The sequence below is a fragment of the Uliginosibacterium sp. 31-16 genome (genome assembly GCF_030730865.1).
In the GTDB taxonomy this organism is placed as follows: domain Bacteria; phylum Pseudomonadota; class Gammaproteobacteria; order Burkholderiales; family Rhodocyclaceae; genus Uliginosibacterium.
Genome location: NZ_JAVALZ010000006.1, coordinates 114,855 through 131,696 on the forward strand (window position 1 = coordinate 114,855; position 16,842 = coordinate 131,696).

General features: G+C 58.6%; 17 protein-coding genes and 3 tRNA genes. 12 read left to right on the top strand and 8 right to left on the bottom strand.

Annotated features, from left to right (window positions below; all coding sequences use genetic code 11):
• From folK to panB, 4 genes are all read left to right on the top strand, one after another.
• Positions 1–492: a 2-amino-4-hydroxy-6-hydroxymethyldihydropteridine diphosphokinase gene (folK, locus tag Q9Q94_RS17420; RefSeq protein WP_305981410.1), complete on the top strand. Its 492-nt coding sequence runs from the start codon at positions 1–3 to the stop codon at positions 490–492.
• A gap of 14 nt (positions 493–506) precedes the next feature.
• Positions 507–848 (top strand): DMT family protein, encoded by a 342-nt coding sequence (locus tag Q9Q94_RS17425; protein WP_305981411.1) that lies wholly within the window; start codon positions 507–509, stop codon positions 846–848.
• A 91-nt stretch (positions 849–939) separates the two neighbouring features.
• Positions 940–1,575: a deoxynucleoside kinase gene (locus Q9Q94_RS17430; protein ID WP_305981412.1), complete on the top strand. Its 636-nt coding sequence runs from the start codon at positions 940–942 to the stop codon at positions 1,573–1,575.
• A 130-nt stretch (positions 1,576–1,705) separates the two neighbouring features.
• Positions 1,706–2,521 carry a 3-methyl-2-oxobutanoate hydroxymethyltransferase gene (gene panB, locus Q9Q94_RS17435; protein WP_305981413.1) on the top strand — a complete coding sequence of 272 codons (816 nt, stop codon included), beginning with the start codon at positions 1,706–1,708 and terminating at the stop codon, positions 2,519–2,521.
• Between the two features lie 54 nt (positions 2,522–2,575).
• On the opposite strand, the gene Q9Q94_RS17440 is transcribed toward panB, so the two are convergent.
• The 5 genes from Q9Q94_RS17440 to Q9Q94_RS17460 all read right to left on the bottom strand — a co-directional run bounded on the left by Q9Q94_RS17440 (position 2,576) and on the right by Q9Q94_RS17460 (position 6,750).
• On the bottom strand, positions 2,576–3,823 hold the full coding sequence (locus Q9Q94_RS17440; RefSeq protein ID WP_305981414.1) for a hypothetical protein: 1,248 nt from the start codon (positions 3,821–3,823) through the stop codon (positions 2,576–2,578).
• The gene (locus tag Q9Q94_RS17445) at positions 3,824–5,086 is read right to left on the bottom strand and encodes an ankyrin repeat domain-containing protein (protein WP_305981415.1); all 1,263 of its coding nucleotides are present in this window, start codon (positions 5,084–5,086) and stop codon (positions 3,824–3,826) included.
• Positions 5,087–5,236: 150 nt separating this feature from the next.
• Positions 5,237–5,313 (bottom strand) — tRNA-Arg (locus tag Q9Q94_RS17450).
• Positions 5,314–5,381: 68 nt separating this feature from the next.
• Positions 5,382–5,474: transfer RNA gene (locus tag Q9Q94_RS17455), tRNA-Ser, on the bottom strand.
• A gap of 46 nt (positions 5,475–5,520) precedes the next feature.
• Positions 5,521–6,750, bottom strand: a complete 1,230-nt coding sequence (locus Q9Q94_RS17460) for an aspartate kinase (RefSeq protein WP_305981416.1) — start codon at positions 6,748–6,750, stop codon at positions 5,521–5,523.
• 315 nt (positions 6,751–7,065) lie between these two features.
• Here Q9Q94_RS17460 and Q9Q94_RS17465 point away from each other — a divergent pair, with 315 nt between their 5' ends.
• From Q9Q94_RS17465 to Q9Q94_RS17480, 4 genes are all read left to right on the top strand, one after another.
• Entirely contained in the window at positions 7,066–7,359 is a 294-nt protein-coding gene (locus tag Q9Q94_RS17465) for a DNA-binding transcriptional regulator (protein ID WP_305981417.1), read from the top strand.
• A gap of 121 nt (positions 7,360–7,480) precedes the next feature.
• The gene (queD, locus tag Q9Q94_RS17470; RefSeq protein ID WP_305981418.1) at positions 7,481–7,939 is read left to right on the top strand and encodes a 6-carboxytetrahydropterin synthase QueD; all 459 of its coding nucleotides are present in this window, start codon (positions 7,481–7,483) and stop codon (positions 7,937–7,939) included.
• Positions 7,940–8,004: 65 nt separating this feature from the next.
• Positions 8,005–8,094, top strand: a tRNA-Ser gene (locus Q9Q94_RS17475).
• A gap of 122 nt (positions 8,095–8,216) precedes the next feature.
• On the top strand, positions 8,217–8,903 hold the full coding sequence (locus Q9Q94_RS17480) for a Bax inhibitor-1/YccA family protein (protein ID WP_305981419.1): 687 nt from the start codon (positions 8,217–8,219) through the stop codon (positions 8,901–8,903).
• Between the two features lie 62 nt (positions 8,904–8,965).
• Here the strand turns inward: Q9Q94_RS17480 and rlmD are convergent, their stop codons facing one another.
• Entirely contained in the window at positions 8,966–10,264 is a 1,299-nt protein-coding gene (gene rlmD, locus Q9Q94_RS17485; RefSeq protein ID WP_305981420.1) for a 23S rRNA (uracil(1939)-C(5))-methyltransferase RlmD, read from the bottom strand.
• 333 nt (positions 10,265–10,597) lie between these two features.
• On the opposite strand from rlmD, the gene Q9Q94_RS17490 reads away from it, so the two are divergent.
• From Q9Q94_RS17490 to Q9Q94_RS17505, 4 genes are all read left to right on the top strand, one after another.
• Positions 10,598–10,798: a hypothetical protein gene (locus Q9Q94_RS17490; protein ID WP_305981421.1), complete on the top strand. Its 201-nt coding sequence runs from the start codon at positions 10,598–10,600 to the stop codon at positions 10,796–10,798.
• 402 nt (positions 10,799–11,200) lie between these two features.
• Complete coding sequence (locus Q9Q94_RS17495) at positions 11,201–12,175, top strand: TRAP transporter substrate-binding protein (RefSeq protein WP_305981422.1); 975 nt, start codon at positions 11,201–11,203, stop codon at positions 12,173–12,175.
• Between the two features lie 91 nt (positions 12,176–12,266).
• Positions 12,267–13,553: a TRAP transporter large permease gene (locus Q9Q94_RS17500; protein ID WP_305981423.1), complete on the top strand. Its 1,287-nt coding sequence runs from the start codon at positions 12,267–12,269 to the stop codon at positions 13,551–13,553.
• Positions 13,554–13,568: 15 nt separating this feature from the next.
• Positions 13,569–14,111, top strand: a complete 543-nt coding sequence (locus Q9Q94_RS17505) for a TRAP transporter small permease (protein ID WP_305981424.1) — start codon at positions 13,569–13,571, stop codon at positions 14,109–14,111.
• A gap of 124 nt (positions 14,112–14,235) precedes the next feature.
• Here the strand turns inward: Q9Q94_RS17505 and Q9Q94_RS17510 are convergent, their stop codons facing one another.
• Positions 14,236–15,468 carry a HAMP domain-containing sensor histidine kinase gene (locus tag Q9Q94_RS17510; RefSeq protein WP_305981425.1) on the bottom strand — a complete coding sequence of 411 codons (1,233 nt, stop codon included), beginning with the start codon at positions 15,466–15,468 and terminating at the stop codon, positions 14,236–14,238.
• Positions 15,455–16,615, bottom strand: a complete 1,161-nt coding sequence (locus Q9Q94_RS17515; RefSeq protein WP_305981426.1) for an FIST signal transduction protein — start codon at positions 16,613–16,615, stop codon at positions 15,455–15,457. The genes Q9Q94_RS17510 and Q9Q94_RS17515 overlap by 14 nt, the downstream gene beginning before the upstream one ends.
• Positions 16,616–16,842 lie beyond the last annotated feature (227 nt).

The following is a 16,842-nucleotide window of genomic DNA, read 5'->3' on the forward strand; positions in this document are numbered from 1 at the left end:
GTGGCCGTTCTCGCATGGGTTGGCCTCGGCGCCAACCTGGGTGACCCTGTCGCCACCGTGCGCGAAGCCCTCGCGGCACTCGGCAATTTGCCGGAAAGCCGCGTCATGGCGCGCTCCAGTCTTTATCGCACCGCCCCAGTCGGCCCTGGCACGGAAGGTCAGCCCGATTACATCAATGCCGTCGCCGCGCTGGACACTACACTGGCTCCGACCGAACTGCTCGACGCCCTGCTCGCTCTGGAGAAAGCTTTCGGCCGCCAGCGCAGCGCCCGCAATGCCGCGCGCACCCTGGATCTGGACCTGCTGCTCTACGGCCACGAGATTCTCGACGCCCCCGGCCTGCACCTGCCGCACCCGCGCATGCATGAACGTGCGTTCGTGCTGATTCCGCTGTGCGAGCTTGCCCCCGAAACCCGCATCCCCGGGCGCGGTCCGGCACTGGAATTGCTCGACACACTGCCCGACGCGCATATCGCGCGCATCGCTGACTGAAGAAGGAGACCTGCATGCCCGTGTGGTTGCAAACTGGCGGCCTGCTCGTCGCCTCCAATGTGTTCATGACTTTCGCCTGGTACGGGCATCTGAAGCACCTGCAGAACCGGCCATGGATCATCGCGGCCTTCATTGCCTGGGGCATCGCCCTGTTCGAGTATCTGCTGCAGGTCCCGGCAAATCGCATCGGTGCACAGGAACTTTCACTCGGCCAGCTCAAGATCATGCAGGAGGCGATCACGCTGGCCGTGTTCGTACCTTTTGCCGTGTTCTACATGGATCAGCCGCTCAAGCTTGATTACCTGTGGGCTACCCTCTGCATGCTGGGCGCGGTGTATTTCATTTTCCGCGGCTGAGCCTCAGGCCTCCGCTGAGAGGATTCCAGCTGCCATCCTTGCCGAAGTCCGCCCTACAATATCGCTACACATCGCAGGCACTTGAAACTCCATGCTCGAAAAAGCCCAATACATCGTCGTTGAAGGTCCCATCGGTGCCGGCAAGACCAGTCTGGCACGACGCCTGGCGCAACGCATGAACGGTAATCTGGTGCTGGAACAACCGGAGATGAACCCCTTCCTTGGCCGCTTCTATGCCGAACGCGAACGCTGGGCACTGGCCACCCAGATCGAGTTTCTGTTCCAGCGCGCCGACCTGCTCGGCCAGGCAGCCGAGCGCCTGAATGCGGGGCATCGCGTGGTGGGCGATTTCATTCTCGAGAAAGATCCGCTGTTTGCCAGCCTGAATCTGACGGAGGATGAAGCCCGGCTCTACGAGCGCGTCTTTGAACAACTGCGCCCGGCTCCGCTCAAACCGGATCTGGTGATCTATCTGCAGGCCCAACCGGAAACCCTGATCGAGCGTGTACGCAAGCGCGGGCTGGATGCCGAGCGCAAGATCACCGAAGGCTACCTGGCCACCGTATCCGAGCGCTACGCGCGCTTCTTCCACGATTTTGAGGCCGCGCCGCTCTTCGTGATCAATGCCGAGGTGCTGAACCCGGTGGAAGAAGACGACGACTTCGAACTGATCCTGCAACGTCTGCTGGCCATGCGTGGGTATCGCGAATACTTCAGCTACGCTTGAACCCGGCCTCACGGGGCTGCATTTCAATCCATACCTCCATAAAAACACTGGATACTCCGCTCACACAGATTGGCGGACAATTCGCTCCCACCGCGGGCGATCCTGATCGCCCCACTGCACAGGAGTTGCCATGAGCTACCTCGCCAACACCAAACCCGTCACCCTTACCAGCCTCGCGGCCATGCGTCAGAACGGCGAGAAGATCGCCATGCTCACGGCTTACGACGCGAGTTTCGCTGCGCTATGCGAACGCAATGGCGTGGATGTGCTGCTGATCGGCGATTCGCTGGGCAATACGGTGCAAGGACAGAAAAGCACCCTGCCGGTAACGATGGATCACATGGTCTATCACACCGAATGTGTTGCTCGTGCCGCCCAGCGCGCCTGGGTGATCGCCGACCTGCCCTTTGCCAGCTATCAGGAAAGCCCGGCCCAGGCTCTGCGCAATGCGGCACGCCTGATGGCAGCAGGCGCGCAGATGGTGAAGCTGGAAGGCGGCGCGTACATGGCCGAGACGGTGCGTTTCCTCGTTGAGCGTGGCGTGCCGGTGTGCGCCCACATCGGCTTGACGCCGCAATCGGTGCACCAGCTCGGCGGTTACCGCGTGCAGGGCAAGACCGAAGCCTCCGCCACGCAGATGAAAGCCGACGCACTGGCTCTGGAGGCCGCCGGCGCAGCCATGGTCGTACTGGAAATGGTCCCGGCGACATTGGCCGCCGAGCTCACAAAATCCCTCACCAGCATGGCCACCATCGGCATCGGCGCGGGCAAGGACTGTGACGGTCAGGTGCTGGTGCTGCACGACATGCTGGGCATTTACCCCGGCAAGGTCGCACGCTTCGTGAAGAACTTCATGGAAGGAGCGGCCAGCATTGACGCGGCCGTGGCGGCTTATTCTGCCGCCGTAAAGGGTGGCAGCTTCCCGGCGCCGGAACACACCTACTGATGAGGGATATGTGCGGTGATGGTGACAGGTCGCCTGACCTGTCACTATCGCCCGTCACGCCCCGCACAAGGTCCGGATGTAGTCAGCCACCTTGCGCAACCGCTCCGGCTTGAATGAACCATCCGGCTCGTCACGCGTGACGAAGAGATTCACGCCGGCATCAAAACCGTTCTCTGCATACCAGGCCTGCTGCGCTTGCCAGCGTGTGCGCAGACTCTCGTCCTCGCCATGCGCCAGATGCTCCCACAGCAGAGGCTGGCCATCCTTGTCCTGCACGGTGAAGCTCGGTGAATGCGCGCCACCCGGCAAAGGCTGAAGATAGGCACAGGTCAGCCCGGCTTCATCCAGCAAACGCGCAATTTCCAATTCGGCCGGGCTGCAAACCCGCCCCCCGCCTTTGTTTTCAGGCATATCGCTCGTAGACTCAATAACGACGGGAGTCTCCACACTGGGCGGCTGCACAGGTCCGCCAGGAGCCGCTGTCGAAGCAGGCGCCGCAGCAGGAGCATTGCCAAGCAAACGCGCGTCGAGCTCCTGCTGGAGGCGCTGCAACTCGCTCTCGGTGCGAGCAATGTCGCGCTGGATACCCGCTTCGATGACGCGCAATTTGTCTTCACCGCGGGCTTCGGCCTCTTCCACGGTTTTGAAGAGGCGATACAGTCCGGAATCACGCAAGGTGGCCGTTGCCTGACTGATCTCGCCAATCTGCTCGCGCACCCGTGACATCAGGCGGATGGTCCGGATCAGGCGCGTGGCCGCATCATCCTCGCCCGGCTGGGCACGCATCTGGTATTCGTCGATCAGGGCCTGGATGGTGTGCACATGACCATCCCGATAAGCCACGTTGATGCGCGACATGATCTCGTCGCGCAGGCCGCGGTCATCGTCATCGCCGGCGCGATCCGGGTGCACGATCCGGGCCGCCATTCGGTAGAACTTGCGCAGATCTTCGGTCGGCGAGAACTCCTCATTGCCCAGATCCACATCGATTGCGCGGGCGGCATCCGCACTGGCCCGTGCCTGTGTTGTCGCCGCCTTGGCCGCAGCCTGACGCGACGGGTCACGCGGGGCCAGACGGACCCGCACGCGTGCGATGTCCGCGCGCAATTCATCCAGCCGGGCGTACAGATCCCCCACTCGGCGCCAGTAACGCAGCTTGAAAGCCGCCAACGCGTTCTGCAGGGTGACGTATTCGGTCTGCACTTCGGCATAGCGCTCTTCGAGCACCTCAAGCTGCTGCAGCTTGCCATCGAGCTCGAGTTGCTCGGGGGCCGGTTTATCGCGATTCAGCCACTGGAACACTCAGCAAACCCCTCCGGTCAGACGTTCGCGATAGGCTCGCACCAGATGCGGGCGATTTTCTGCGCCGAGCATCTCGGCCAGCCAGTCGCTGAGAACCAGCAAACTTTTGCTGCCCAGCGGAAATTCCGCCAGCAGATTGAGCAAAAAGGCCCGTAATTCAGCATAGGCGGCAGGCTGACAGGTGATGTACTGATCATCGAGATGACTGAACACACCCTCCCCCGCTTCGCCGCGCTGAGCGCGCTGCAGCAGGGCCGCCAGCTGGGAATCATCGCAACGCTCAGCCAGCTGCAGTGCGCTCTCGCCACTGCCTGCCTCGACGAGCGCCGGATTGGCTCCATAGCAAAGCAGCATTGCTGCCGCTGCCGCATGGTCATTGATGACGGCATAGTGCAGCGGCGACATGCGTGTTGTAAGACCTTCGAGTTCGCAACAATCCTGTGCGTCCGGATCTGCCCCCGCCGCCAGCAGCACCTCCAGCGCCGCAGCGCAACCACGCGCGGCTGCGTAATGCAGGGGCGTCCGCAAATCGGCAGCGCAAACATCGCGCTCCGCCCCTGCTTTCAGCAGCAAGCGGACAATTTCCGCCCGATTATTCAACGCAGCCACATGCAAGGCGCCATTGCCGCCATAAGCGCCTAGCTGATCATCGTAGGAGTGCCAGCGGGCCTGTGCTTCAATATCCGCTCCGGCGTTGAGCAAGGCCGCCACCAGAGCCTCCTGTCCATGCGCCGCGGCAAACTGTAAAGCCGTCTCGCCCCCGGCCGGCAGACAGGCATCTGGGTCAGCTCCTGCAGAAAGCAGGCAGAGGGCCACGTCCTCACGCGCCAGCTCCGCCGCAATCAGCAAAGGCGTCGCACCAGGCAGCCCTCCCTCTTCAGCACAACGGGCATCCAGCGGCGCACAAAGCTCGATCAACAGGGCAACACAAGAGGCGGAACCATTACGTGCAGCCACATGCAGAAGCTGCTGCCCGTCCTCCGCTGAGCGGTATTCCGGTAGCCCCGGATGTTCATGCAATAAACGCCCCAAACCCGCCAGATCATCACGCTCAATCAATGTCCGTGCCTCGGCATGACGAGCCGCCTGATCTGCTGTCAGCAGCTCACCACCAGCAGCCATCTCACGCCACAGGATTGCCAGGCCACGATTGACGAACCCGGCCGAGTCCTGCACGACCACAAGCGCCTGTCGCTCCGGAGGCAAAGCCAGTGCGCCGGCAGACGACAGTGCAATGGATTGGGAGCTGGATTCGATATTCATGAGAAGTGACGGTAACGCAGGCATTCAACACGGCAACCGTCGTATTGTGCGGTAAAAACCGGCATCCGGCGCAGCGCACCTAAAGGCAGAAGAAATTCCGCGCTGAAAAGCAAAAAGGCCGGTCTTTCGACCGGCCTTTCCACTTGAAACTGGTACACCCAGAGCGATTCGAACGCCCGACCCCCTGGTTCGTAGCCAGGTACTCTATCCAGCTGAGCTATGGGTGCAAAAACAGAAGCGGAATTATGAACAACTTTCCCGTTTTCTGCAACACCTTTCGATGTTTTTTTCTTTATGGCGGAGAGCAAGGGATTCGAACCCTCGAGACAGGTTTTGCCCGTCTGCTCCCTTAGCAGGGGAGTGCCTTCGACCACTCGGCCAACTCTCCGCAAAGAGGGCGCATTCTAGCCGCCCTCCTGCCCCTCGTCAATCTCTCAAGCAGCAGTCTGATCGAGTTCAAATGCCTTGTGTAAGACGCGGACAGCCAACTCCAGATATTTCTCGTCAATCGCCACCGAAATCTTGATCTCGGAAGTGGAAATCATCTGGATATTGATGCCTTCTTCGGCCAGCGTGCGGAACATGCGACTGGCAACGCCTACATGCGAGCGCATGCCTACGCCGACGACCGAAACCTTGGCCATGGTGCGGTCACCATGAACTTCGCGTGCGCCGGTATGGGTCTTGACCCCCTCCAGAATGCTCATGGCGCGATCCATTTCGCCACGCGGCACGGTAAAGGAGAAATCGGTCGAGCCATCCTGGCCAACGTTCTGGATGATCATATCTACATCAATATTGGCCTCAGCGACCGGGCCAAGGATCTGGTAAGCAATGCCCGGGCGATCCGGCACACCTTGAATGGTGAGCTTGGCTTCGTCGCGATTGAACGCGATGCCGGAAATGATCGGCTGTTCCATCTTGGTATCTTCCTCGAAAGTAATCAGCGTGCCCTCGCCTCCATCCTGAAAGCTGGAGAGCACCCGCAATTTGACCTTGTATTTACCGGCAAACTCGACAGAGCGGATCTGCAACACCTTGGAGCCAAGGCTTGCCATTTCGAGCATTTCCTCGAAAGTGATGCGATCAAGCTTGCGCGCCTCAGGCACGATGCGTGGGTCAGTGGTGTAGACGCCATCCACATCGGTATAAATCTGGCATTCATCAGCACGCAACGCTGCCGCCAACGCGACCCCGGTCGTGTCCGAACCACCGCGCCCCAGGGTAGTGATGTTGCCAGCATCATCAACCCCCTGGAACCCCGCAACCACAACCACGCACCCCTCATCGAGGTCCTTACGCATGCGGTCTTCGTCAATTTTCAGAATGCGGGCCTTGGTAAAGGAGCTATCTGTCAGGATACGGACCTGCGGCCCTGTGTAGCTTCGGGCCTTGATGCCTTCAGCTTGCAGCGCCATGCTCAACAGACCGATGGTGACCTGCTCGCCCGTGGATATAACCACGTCAAGCTCACGGGGATCAGGATTGGCCTGAACTTCCTTGGCCAGAGCAACAAGGCGGTTCGTTTCGCCACTCATGGCAGACACGACTACAACCAGCTTGTGCCCTTCTGCATGCGCGCGCGCCACTCGTCGGGCCACGTTCTTGATGCGTTCGGGGTTGCCGACCGAGGTACCACCGTACTTCTGAACTATCAGCGCCATCTTGGGTGTGTGTTACCAAAACAGGAAAGGGCAAGATTTTATCCCATGCACTGGATTCCGGCACGCCTGTTTACATATTCATCAACCGGGTTTATTGACAACTTTTTACGTCAAGCCCTGAACTTTTCTCGAAAAACAGACACAAATGCTACTTGAATGCCCCGGAATTATTGATCTATACTAGCTTTAACCTATAACCAAAGTCATAGGTCGATTTCAAGCTTCCAGCATTTTTTAAAAAGGCAGGGGCTTAAACGGCAAGGCGGCGATCCCCCTTCTGCGCCAACGCTCCAACTACTGACAAGGAAACCATACATGAAGACCATCGAAAACATCGATGTACGCGAAATCCGCCGCAAACTAGGCCTGAATCAATCTGAATTCTGGTCAGAACTGGGTGTCACCCAAAGTGGCGGCTCCCGCTATGAAAGCGGCCGCAACATCCCCCGTCCCGTTCAGGCGCTGCTGCGACTGGTACACATCGAACAGATCGATATCGACAAGATCCGCAAGGATGATTTTGAAGTCATCGAGTATCTGCGCGCGCACAAGTCAGATCTGTACAAGAGCCTGAAGAAGGACGCCAAAGCCAAGAAGAAGGAAAAGTAATCCTTCCGGGAGGTTTTCCTCTCGCCATTCTTTGCAAACCCCGCAAGTACAGTGCTTCGCGGGGTTTTGCTTTGATGGGCTACAATCCGATTCGTGTTCCACGCAAGACCCTGCTGATATCGTGATCATCACCCGTCGCCTTGAATTCGATTCCGGACATCGCATCCCGGATCACCGCAGTCTGTGCCGGCACCTGCATGGGCACCGTTACGCGCTGGAGGTCACCGTTTCCGGTGATGTGACCCGCATGGACGGAGACCCCCGAAACGGCATGGTGCTGGACTTCTCGGAAGTCAAGACCCTCATGCGTCAGCATGTCGTCGACGTTTGGGACCATGCCTTTCTCGTATATCAGGGCGACCTGCAAATCCTGAATTTCCTGAACAGTCTGCCGGAACACCGTACAGTCGTACTGGATGTTGTGCCCACCGCTGAAAATCTGGCCGCCAAGGCCTTTGAGCTGCTCCATCCACATATTGGCGACCTCTGCGCCAAGGCTCTGACGTTGGAGAATGTCCGCATCTATGAAACGCCCAACTGCTGGGCGGATGCCAGCCAGGCCAATCAGCAGCACAACTAGACAGCGCCGCGCCTCAAAGGCACAATGCGCTCCCTGCAGGAAAGACCCCGCAGTGATTGATTTCTGGAGGTGTGGCAGAGCGGTTGAATGCACCGGTCTTGAAAACCGGCGATGTTGAAAGACATCCGTGAGTTCGAATCTCACCGCCTCCGCCAGAATATGAAACGGCCCGGGAACTCCGGGCCGTTCTGTTTTCGGGGAACCTTGCGGCATCTGCCTTGTCAATTCACCAGACGCAAAACGCGCGTCGCCTCAAACCCGTCTGGAGAGACCCGTCATGGATCGTGCCCTCAGCACCTCATCACTGGACCTTGCGCAAAACCGCAACAAGGTCCTGCGCAACACTTATAACCTGCTGGCGCTGTCCATGCTGCCAACGGCGGCAGGCGCTTGGCTGGGCATGCAGATGCACTTCGCCGGCCTGTTCAAGGGCAGCCCGCTGATGGGGCCGCTGCTGATGCTGGGCGTTATGGTCGGACTGATGTTCGCAATTCAGCGTTTCCGTGACAGCTCGACTGGCGTATTCCTGCTGCTGGGCTTCACCTTTGTCATGGGGCTCATGCTTTCGGTGACGCTGGAGCGCACGCTGAGATTCTCTAACGGAGGTACGCTGATCGCCATGGCCGCCGGTGGCACTGCCATCATTTTCTTCGGTATGTCGGCCCTCGCTTCGTCCATCAAGCGGGATCTGTCCGGTATGGGAAAATTCCTTTTCATCGGCACCTTGCTGCTGATCGCCGCCAGCTTGGCCAACCTGTTCTTCCAGTTGCCAGCCTTGCATCTGGCGCTGACGGTCATTACCTGCGGTCTGTTTTCTGCCTGGCTGTTGTTTGATCTGAATCGCATCATCACTGGCGGAGAGACCAATTACATTACCGCCACCCTGTCGGTTTATCTCGATCTGTACAACATCTTCGCAAGCCTGCTGCAGATCCTCGGCATCTTTGGTGGCGATCGCGACTGAACAAGCGCCTGCCAGAAAAAACAAGGCCCGCAAATGCGGGCCTTGTTTTTTAGCGAATACCTTCAACCCCGCTCGAATAGGGCAATGGATTCAACATGCGAGGTCTGCGGAAACATGTTTGCCACACCCACCGCACGCAAGTGATAACCCTTTTCGTGCACCAGCACCGCTGCGTCGCGGGCCAACGTCCCCGGATTGCATGAAACATAAACAATGCGACGAGGCGCTTTGTCTCCCAACGCTCTGCACACAGCGACAGCACCTTCGCGGGGAGGATCGATCAACATCTTGTCGAGCCGTCCCATGGTGGCTACGCTTTTTTCTGTTGCCTCAAACAAGTTGGCTACACGGAAATCGCATCGTTCATCGAGACCATTCACCGCAGCATTTTCTGCAGCGCGCCGGGTCAGCACCGCACTCCCTTCCACGCCGATAACGGCTGCACCCCGTGCGGCGACGGGCAGGCTGAAGTTGCCAAGACCACAAAACAGATCAGCAATACGTTCGCCAGGACGCGGATCCAGCAGCTGCATGGCGCGACGAATCAGCAGGCGATTGATATGCACATTGACCTGAGTAAAATCGGTGGGGCGAAAGCGCAAGCGCAGCCCAAACTCCGGCAAGGTGTAATAAAGAAACCGGTCCTCACCCTTTCGTACCGGATGTACCGTGTCTGCGCCTCCCGGCTGCAGCCACATGCTGATCGCGTACCTGGAACCAAAATCCAGCAGTTTCGTCTCGTCTTGCGCACTCAGCGGCAACAAATTGCGCAGTACCAGAACATTGCGATCACCCCCGATCGCAATTTCGGCTTGCGAGATTTTGTCAGGAGACGACAGGCCTGCGATCAATTCTCGCAGAGGCAAAAGCAAAGCCGAAATATGCTTTGGCAGGATTTCACAAGAATCCATATCCGCGATATAGCTGCTTTTTTTCTCGTGAAACCCTATCAGCACTGCTCCATTTATTCCGGTCTGGCTCACACCAAGACGCGCCCGATCACGGTACCCCCAAGCTGGGCCATAAATCGGAGGAAGAATGATCTCCGGCCGCAGCTTGGCAATATGCCGGAAAGCGTCTTCCAGAACTCGCTGCTTGGCGGCAACCTGGGCCGCCTGGTCAAGATGCTGCATGCTACAACCCCCGCACACGCCAAAATGCGGGCAACGCGGCTTGACGCGCAGCGGGCTCTCCCGCAACACATGCACAGTGGTGGCCTGTTCAAAGCTGGGCTTCTTGCGATAACTCGAATATTCCACCTTCTCACCCGGTAAAGCCCCCTCAATGAAAACAGCTTTACCCTCGCAACGGGCTACGCCACGCCCCTCGTGGTCCAGTGACTCTACAAGCGCTACAGGCATGAACAACCCCGAATCCGGTGAAAAGTGGGCGATTGTAGACGCCAAGTCGACTTTTGCAAGCCGCCCCCCGCACAAAACCACAGAAAATCAAATAGATGCATCGCATGTCAGGCAACCATCCAGTTGTCCGTACATCCTGTGGCGCACGCTTCCCTTCCGGACAAGCTGATTTGCGGGGAAGTCCTTATTGTGACTCAGCCTTATCCGTTGAGTCTTTGTACCAAAGTGTTCCCTTTTTGCATTTCGGGTTGTTATAATCTCGTCAATCGGCCAAATGGTCGATTTCCGATTTTTTGGCTTGTCCGCTCTCATTTTTCGCAAGGGAAACTAACAATGAAACAGTCTCTCCTCGTCGCCGCCCTGATCGCTCTGGCTGTGTCCGCATGTGGTAAGAAAGAAGAAGCTCCGGCAGTCGTCGAAGCCTCCGCTCCGGTTGTTGAAGCCTCCGCTGTTGTCGAAGCCTCCGCTCCGGCTGCTGACGCTTCCGCTCCTGAAGCTTCTGCTCCGGCTGCTGACGCCTCCGCTGCCAAGTAATTCAGGCACGACGCGTAAAAAGCCGACCGCAAGGTCGGCTTTTTTTGTTCACAGTTCCTTCTTGGCTCCTGCGATTCTGATGACTGATTCGTGGCAGAGTTGTCAGGCATGTTTCTAGGCCACCTAAATCCGGCCGGGTTTTGAATAAACTCTTGCGCCAGATCAAATTCAGCTATTCACCCCCTTCAAACCAGCATATTGCGTCGGAATTCCTTCGTTTTCGGGGAAAACCCTCAGTATGACCACGGCCAGGCAATCCGTATCCTGTCGGACAACTGCAGATCATCATGTTGCAGTCTGATTCTGGAAGACATTTGCGCCTTGCTTCACTCTGTTGTTGCGTCATTGGCAGTCAGGTACTCCTGCCATCGCCTTTCGAGTGCCGTCGTTTCTGGAGGAGACATGAAAAAAATCGCGTTCCTGCTGATGCTGGCTTTTGCAGCCTCACACGCTTCTGCACAAGTCGAACTCAAACTCGGCCATTTCGGTGCCGAGGACCATCCCGCCCAAACTGCAGCCAAACAGTTCGCCAGCAATGTGGATAAACGCACCGGGGGCAAGGTGCGTATCAAGATTTTCCCGAATAACCAGCTCGGCAATCCACCTGAAGTACTCGAGCAGGCTGTGCTTGGCGCCATCGACATGAGCCTCTCCGGGCAGGATCAGATTGCCAAGTACGTACCGAAGTTTGATGCAGTGAGTACCCCATTCGCATTCAAGGATTATGCGATGGCCGACAAGGTGCTTGATGGCGATTTCAAGAAATGGGTCGCCAAGGATCTCGAAGCCAAGGGGCTGGTCTACCTGTCGGCCTGGGAATGGGGGTTCCGCGAAGTATCCAATTCCAAGCGCCCCATCCTCAAGCCCGAAGACATGAAAGGCTTGAAGATCCGCACCCCACCGGCTTTCGCCTACCAGGCCTTCGTGGAGGCCTGTGGTGGTCTGGTCCAGACCATCGGCTTCTCGGAACTGGTCATGGCAATGAAGACCGGCGTGGTTGACGGGCAAGAGAATCCAATCGCGGTGATCTACAACCTGAAACTCTACGAGTCGCAGAAATACATCTCGATGCTCAATTACACCTACAGCTCGATGACTCACGTAGTCTCGAAGCGGGTATGGGACAAGCTGACGCCGGAACAGCAGAAGATCATTCAGGAAGAGTCCGACTCGGCCAGCAAGCTGATGCGTCATCTGGTACGTGATCAGGAAGCCACCCAGATCGCAGAGATGAAAAAGCTGGGAATCCGTATCGACACACCAGACCTGGCTCCGTTCAAGGCCGCCATGCCTTCCGCTTATGAAAAGGTGAAGGTCAAGGTTGGCGCCAAGAACTTCGACGAGTTCATGGCCATCATCAAGAAAAACGGCGGCTGAGCTCCCGTTTCAAGCGCCCGCCTCAGCGGGCGCTTTTCATTCAATCAATCCGCACAAGAATCATGGCTTCCTACGCCCAGGGGATAGGCACATGCTCACGTTCACCATCTTCACCGTTCTGTTGATCCTGCTGATGATCGACTTGCCGATTGCGGTGGCCATCGGCCTGACCGCCATCGGCTTCTTCCTGTGGGAAGGCGAGCCCGATCTGCTCATCATGCTGCCACAACGCATGTACGGTGGAACCACCGGCTTCACCCTGCTGGCCATTCCATTCTTCATCCTCGCCGGCAATCTGATGAACACTGGTGGCATCACCAACCGCATCTTCCGCTTCGCCAAGGCCTGCGTCGGCCACATATCTGGCGGGCTGGGCCAGGTCAGCGTAATTTCCTCGATGATTTTCTCGGGCATGTCCGGCTCGGCCGTAGCCGATGCCGCGGGTCTGGGCCGTATCCAGCACAAGGCAATGGTGGATAACGGTTATCCCAAACCATTGTCAGCAGCCATCGTCGCCTCGGCCAATTGCATCGGGCCGGTCATACCGCCCTCGATTCCCTTCGTCCTGTACGGAGCCATTACCTCGGTTTCTGTGGCCAAACTCTTTCTCGCCGGCTTCATTCCAGGGATGTTGATGGGCGGCGCGATGATGCTGGCCATCGCGCTGATGGCCAAGCCGCGCGGTCTGCCACGCTCGGAAAAAGCCGACTTCACCGAACTGGTCGCCAGCACCAAAGCCGCATTCTGGCCGCTGCTCGCTCCCGTCATCATCATCGGCGGGATCCTCACCGGCTTCTTCACACCAACCGAAGCCGCCGTGATCGTCACCCTGTATGCACTGGGCCTGGGCTTTGCCTATCGCGACCTGAAGTGGAAGGATCTTCCTCCCATCCTGTTTGCCTCGCTGAAACAAACCACCGGTCTGCTCTTCATCATGGCCGCAGCCAATTTCTTCGGCTGGCTGACCATTCATCAGCGCATTCCGGATGCGGTCATCCAGTCACTGGCAGGTCTGTCGGCCTCGCCCGCCGGGGTCTTGTGGATGATCATCGGGGTGGTGGTGGTGCTGGGCTGCTTCCTTGAGGGCAACGCAATCTTCATGATCACCCTGCCGATCTTCATGCCGATCGCACGCCTGTTCGGCATCGACCTGATCAATCTGGGTGTGGTCATGACCCTGCTGATCATGATCGGCAACCTGACGCCGCCAGTCGGCATGTGCCTGTTTGCCGTCGACAGTTTTGCCCGTACCGGCGTCTGGCCGCTGGCAAAGGAGTGCATGCCTTTCATCATCGGCATCCTGCTGGTCACGATCCTGATCGCCTTCGTGCCGGAAATCGCGCTGTTCCTGCCCAACTACTTCATGCCCGGCATGTAAAAAAGGACGCTGACCATGAAAGCCTTTCACGCAATTTTCGACCGCTTTGATGCCTTCATCACCGTCATCCTCGAATGGGTGTGCATTACCCTGTTCGCCGGGCTGACCCTGCTGCTCACCGCCAATATCGTGATGCGCTTCGTGCCACTGTTCTCGCTGCACTGGTTCGATGAAATCGTCGAACTGATCTTCGCTGCGCTGGTGTTCTATGGGGCGGCAGCGCTCTGGGTTACGCGCGGGCATTTCAGCGTGGGCGACTGGATCTCGAAATACATCCCCAGTGTGCGTCTGCGCTACGTGTATCGTCTGCTGATCGAACTCGCCTCACTGTTTTTCATGGGCGTGTTCCTGAAGTATTCGTACGAGCTGGCCATGCGGGCGGAAGACGTGACGAATGCCCTGCAGCTGCCAAAAACCCTGCTGTATTCATGCATGCCGATCGCTGCGGCAATTATGCTGCTCTACAGCGTGAAAAACGTGGTCATCGAGGTGGGTTGCATCATCGACCCAGAGAATGGCGAGCGCTTCCGCGCCACGCCAGAGGATGCGGCGCACTGAGGGGTGCCTGAAGAGCCGCTCGTGGAAAGGATCTTGGGCGTGCCTGCCTGTAGTCCAAAGTCCGGAGCGGTTCTTCAGACCAGCCTACCCAAGACGCTTGCTAGGCGCGGCTTCCCGGCAGGGCTCACTCCAGCACTCCGAGTCCGGGATCGACACGCGGCAGGAGCAGGGTAAAGGTGCTGCCCACGCCGGGCTGCGAGCTCAGTTCGATCACGCCCCCCATGCGCTCGGCCAGTTCCAGCGCAATGGCCAGTCCGAGGCCCGTTCCTTCGTGGTTGCCCGCCATCACGTTATCCACCTGACGGAAGCGCTCGAACACCAGCCTCTGTGCTTCAGGAGGGATGCCTGGCCCGGTATCTGACAAGGCAAAGGCGATCAGCCCGTCGTTCATGTACACCTGCATCTCGACCCTGCCTCGGGCGGTGTACTTGATTGCATTGGCCAGCAGATTGCTGAGGATCTGACGCAAACGAACCGGATCCACCAGCATGCGTGCCGGAACATCCGGCGCCATCGCCATAGCGGCATCCAGCCCCTTGTCCAGCGCGTCACGCGAGAGCGTGGCCCACAACTCCCGGCACAATTCGCCCAGGTCGATATCTTCCGGGTGCAGGGCAAGGCGGTCAGAATTAAGCTTGGCCAGATCCAGCAGATCGTTGAACACCGCATACAGGTGGCGCCCCGAGGCATGAATGCTCTTGGCGTATTCATGCAGTTCGCCATCACCGGTTTCGAGCTGTAGCAGCTCAGCAAAGCCTATGATGCTGTTCAACGGCGTACGTATCTCATGCGTAATCGCTGCAACAAACTCGCTCTTGCTGCGTGAGGCCGCCTCTGCCCGTTCGCGTGCGGCCTCCAGTTCGGCATTCTGCAGGCGGGTCAGATCCAGCAGCGCACGGCTGCGTGCATGATCAAAGCACGCCTGGCAGGAAAGTGCGAGGCGCGGCATCAGGGTCCGCAAGGCGGCCAGAGAGGCCTCGCCGAGCGGTGCCTTGCCATGCTCGATGAACACACAGGCATGCCCCCCGACGCGCAAGGCGGTCACCGTCCCGTTGGCAAACTCCAGCGGGGCCGTGTCATCGAAGCTCTCACCAAGCAAAGCCTTCAGTCGGGCACTGCGCTGCGCATCGCCCAGCCACGCCTCCAGGCTGCACGCAGGATAAGCATGCCGCGAAATGGTTCCATCCTCACCCTGCCACCACACCTGGGCCGCGCGGGCATGCAGGCGCTGGGTCAAAACCACCAGAAAACGGTGCAGCATTTCCGCCAGATCCAGCGAGGTGCCGATGCACATCGAGAGCTCGCACTGCAGCGAAAGCAGGCGGATGGTTTGCGGGTCACTGTCAGAGGCATGCATTCGGCATCAACCCCAACACAAAAGTCTTGTTGAACAATTCGAGACTGTAATCGCCCGGATTGGCGATCTCGCCCAATGTCAGCACGCCAAACACCGGCACAGCCTCCTGTCCGGCGTCGGCCAGCGCATCACTGACTGCAGCCAGCTCGGCCCGGTAGCCATCTTCCAGAAACAGGGCGCGACTGATGCAGTCCACCAGCAACGCGCCCGCAACCCCTTTCCCCAGCGCCTGCAGAGCCTGTGCCGTTCCGGTGCTCGCCGCGCGGATCAGCGATGCCTCCTCACCGCGCAAGACGTGCAGACAGGACTGACCAGGCACATCGCCAACACAGACAATACTGTTGCCATCCAGAATGATCGGATCCCGCACCACGAACGAGCCATCGAAACGTTCCAGGCCAAAGGGAAAATCCTTGGCCACTGCGAAAAAATTCTCTTCATTCAGAACAACGTCGGCCAGAGGCTCCACTACTTCACGGTACAGCTCGGCCGCCGAGCGAAAATCCAGGCTACGGATTTCGTTGCCATGAGCCTCGGACACAATGAACGGCCCCGCCACCGGCAGCCAGCCATGCTCGACCCCCAGTGCCATGCGCGGTGGCAGCCCGACAACCAGTGCGGCCCCCTGCAACATGCCGCGACTGGAAAACAAACAAGGGCCAGCACTGAAACTCAGCGACCCGGCCCCCCCACCGATATAGCACGGCCCAGCACCCAATACGTCAAAGACAGCTTCCATCAATGCAGCGATGTGTCGTGCCAGCCCATCCACCCAGATCATCACCGTGCCGGACTGACGCATTGCTTCGCAATGCGCATGACTACGCTCGAACCCCTGCATCGCCCCATCCAGCCCTTCGGCAATACACACATCCGCCGTGCAACTGAGGCCCACGACCAGCACCCCGACCGCGTGCTCCTGCCGCCCCAGCACCACGCGCGGAAAAACTCCGCCGAAGACCGGCACGGGTAACGCCTGCAGCATGGCATCCCATTCCGGACGGCACAGATCGGTTTCTTCTCCAGCAAGGATCAGCAGCGAACGTGCCCCTGCTGCGAGCAAACGGTCGATGTGTGCCCGCACAGACAGCACGTCACCGTTGTCCAGCAATTCGACGGGGGCGATGATCATCGGAAGGAGTCTCACAGAAGATACTGCAGTGCAAAGAATACACAGCACCCGACACATGGCTGCGGGATGCACCCCAATGGCCGTACCTGACAAACCGTCTGGCGCAAACCTCTCAAAAATCTGTCGGTGAAACGCCAATCAATATCTCCGACGATGCCTGAAGAAGCCCGCGAATACAGGGTTTCAAGGCAGCTCAGGAAGGTGGCACCGAGCTTGCTAGAGATAGTACGTCCCAGTCGAGA

Excerpts from the sequence above, each read along its gene's own strand:
- Q9Q94_RS17425 (WP_305981411.1), top strand. The coding sequence starts at position 507 with ATGCCCGTGTGGTTGCAAACTGGCGGCCTGCTCGTCGCCTCCAATGTG.
- Q9Q94_RS17430 (WP_305981412.1), top strand. The coding sequence starts at position 940 with ATGCTCGAAAAAGCCCAATACATCGTCGTTGAAGGTCCCATCGGTGCC.
- panB (WP_305981413.1), top strand. The coding sequence starts at position 1,706 with ATGAGCTACCTCGCCAACACCAAACCCGTCACCCTTACCAGCCTCGCG.
- Q9Q94_RS17445 (WP_305981415.1), bottom strand. The coding sequence starts at position 5,086 with ATGAATATCGAATCCAGCTCCCAATCCATTGCACTGTCGTCTGCCGGC.
- Q9Q94_RS17460 (WP_305981416.1), bottom strand. The coding sequence starts at position 6,750 with ATGGCGCTGATAGTTCAGAAGTACGGTGGTACCTCGGTCGGCAACCCC.
- Q9Q94_RS17465 (WP_305981417.1), top strand. The coding sequence starts at position 7,066 with ATGAAGACCATCGAAAACATCGATGTACGCGAAATCCGCCGCAAACTA.
- Q9Q94_RS17480 (WP_305981419.1), top strand. The coding sequence starts at position 8,217 with ATGGATCGTGCCCTCAGCACCTCATCACTGGACCTTGCGCAAAACCGC.
- rlmD (WP_305981420.1), bottom strand. The coding sequence starts at position 10,264 with ATGCCTGTAGCGCTTGTAGAGTCACTGGACCACGAGGGGCGTGGCGTA.
- Q9Q94_RS17490 (WP_305981421.1), top strand. The coding sequence starts at position 10,598 with ATGAAACAGTCTCTCCTCGTCGCCGCCCTGATCGCTCTGGCTGTGTCC.
- Q9Q94_RS17495 (WP_305981422.1), top strand. The coding sequence starts at position 11,201 with ATGAAAAAAATCGCGTTCCTGCTGATGCTGGCTTTTGCAGCCTCACAC.
- Q9Q94_RS17500 (WP_305981423.1), top strand. The coding sequence starts at position 12,267 with ATGCTCACGTTCACCATCTTCACCGTTCTGTTGATCCTGCTGATGATC.
- Q9Q94_RS17505 (WP_305981424.1), top strand. The coding sequence starts at position 13,569 with ATGAAAGCCTTTCACGCAATTTTCGACCGCTTTGATGCCTTCATCACC.
- Q9Q94_RS17510 (WP_305981425.1), bottom strand. The coding sequence starts at position 15,468 with ATGCATGCCTCTGACAGTGACCCGCAAACCATCCGCCTGCTTTCGCTG.